The organism is Neisseria sp. P0021.S005, from assembly GCF_051956955.1.
Genome location: NZ_JBQCWY010000531.1, coordinates 1 through 2,147, shown reverse-complemented (window position 1 = coordinate 2,147; position 2,147 = coordinate 1). Strand labels below are relative to the sequence as shown.

At 50.6% G+C, this 2,147-nt stretch carries 2 protein-coding genes; both read left to right on the top strand.

Features of this window, described 5'->3' with window-relative positions; translation table 11 throughout:
* Positions 1 to 170: 170 nt before the first annotated feature.
* Entirely contained in the window at positions 171 to 1,286 is a 1,116-nt protein-coding gene (lptF, locus tag ACTHUE_RS16485) for an LPS export ABC transporter permease LptF (protein ID WP_440424007.1), read from the top strand.
* A partial coding sequence (gene lptG / locus ACTHUE_RS16480; protein ID WP_440424006.1) for an LPS export ABC transporter permease LptG occupies positions 1,283 to 2,147 on the top strand: 865 nt, incomplete at its 3' end. The genes lptF and lptG, both read left to right, overlap by 4 nt.

Here is a 2,147-nt window from a genome sequence, read left to right as displayed (position 1 = left end):
CTAAATTTCACGTTTATTCTCCTGATTGGAACGGTTGTCGGTTGTTCAGACGGCCTGTTGACCAACCGTCCGAACAGATGAAAATCATTGTACTCCATTTGTGTCATGCCGTCTGAAGCCTTATTAAATAAATATAGGTTTCCCATAAACCGTATACCACGCTCAATCTTATGATTTACCAAAGAAACTTTATTAAAGAACTTTCCTTTACCGCCGTCGGCATCTTTGTCGTTCTCTTGGCGGTATTGGTGTCCACGCAGGCCATCAACCTGCTTGGCCGTGCAGCCGACGGGCGTGTCGCCATCGATGCCGTGTTGGCCTTGGTCGGCTTCTGGGTCATCGGCATGACCCCGCTTTTGCTGGTGTTGACCGCATTTATCAGTACGTTGACCGTATTGACCCGCTACTGGCGCGACAGCGAAATGTCGGTTTGGCTCTCCTGCGGATTGGCATTGAAACAATGGATACGCCCGGTTATGCAGTTTGCCGTGCCGTTTGCCATTTTGATTGCCGTCATGCAACTTTGGGTAATGCCGTGGGCAGAGTTGCGCAGTCGTGAATATGCCGAAATTTTGAAGCAGAAGCAGGAGTTGTCTTTGGTGGAAGCCGGCGAGTTCAATAGCTTGGGCAAGCGCAACGGCAGGGTTTATTTTGTCGAAACCTTCGATACCGAATCCGGCATCATGAAAAACCTCTTCCTGCGCGAGCAGGACAAAAACGGCAACGACAACATCGTTTTTGCCAAAGAGGGCAATTTTTCGCTGACAGACAACAAACGTACGCTTGAATTGCGCGACGGCTACCGTTACAGCGGTACGCCCGGCAAAGCCGATTACAACCGCGTTTCTTTCCAACACCTCAGCCTGATTATCAGCACCACGCCGAAACTCATCGACCCTGTTTCACACCGCCGTACCATTCCGACCGCACAACTGATTGGCAGCAGCAATCCCCAACACCAAGCGGAATTGATGTGGCGCATCTCGCTGACCGTCAGCGTCCTCCTGCTCTGCCTGCTTGCCGTACCGCTTTCCTATTTCAATCCGCGCAGCGGCCATACCTACAATATCCTGATTGCCATCGGTTTGTTTTTGGTTTACCAAAACGGGCTAACCTTCCTGCGCAATGCTGTAGAAGACGGCAGAATCCATTTTTGGCTCGGACTGCTGCCTATGCACATCATCATGTTTGTGATTGCCGTCGTCCTGCTGCGCGTACGCAGTATGCCTAGCCAACCCTTCTGGCAGGCGGTTGCCAAAAGTCTGACATTGAAAGGCGGAAAATGAACCTGATTTCACGTTACATCATCCGTCAAATGGCGGTTATGGCGATTTATGCCCTCCTTGCCTTCCTCGCTTTGTACAGCTTTTTTGAAATCATCAACGAAGTCGGCGATCTTGGAAAAGGCAGCTATAACGGCGCAAAATTGGGGCAGTATGTTTTAATGCAGATGCCTGCGCGCGCATATGAACTGATGCCGCTCGCCGTTTTGATCGGCGGCCTGATTTCCCTCAGCCAACTGGCTTCCGGCAGCGAGCTGACCGTTATCAAAGCCAGTGGCATGAGCACCAAAAAGCTGCTGTTGATTCTGTCGCAGTTCGGTTTGATTTTCGCCATTGCCACCGTTGCGCTTGGCGAATGGGTTGCCCCCACGCTGAGTCAAAAAGCCGAAAACATCAAAGCCGCCGCCATCAACGGCAAAATCAGTACAGGTAATACCGGACTTTGGCTGAAAGAAAAAAACAGCATTATCAACGTGCGCGAAATGCTGCCCGACCATACGCTTTTGGGCATCAAAATTTGGGAACGCAACGATAAAAACGAATTGACCCAAGCGGCGGAAGCCGAATCAGCCGTTTTGAATTCCGACGGTAGTTGGCAGCTGAAAAATATCCGCCGCAGTATATTGGGCGAAGATAAAGTCGAGGTTTCTACTACCGCTGAAGAAAACTGGCCGATTTCCGTCAAACGCAACCTGATGGATGTATTGCTCGTCAAGCCCGATCAAATGTCTGTTGGTGAATTGACCACCTACATCGACCATCTGGAAAAAAACAACCAAAATACCCAAGTCTATGCCATCGCATGGTGGCGCAAGCTGGTGTATCCCGTTGCCGCATGGGTGATGGCGCTTGTTGCCTTTGCCT

Coding starts and splice junctions, on each gene's coding strand:
- lptF (WP_440424007.1), top strand. CDS start 171: ATGATTTACCAAAGAAACTTTATTAAAGAACTTTCCTTTACCGCCGTC.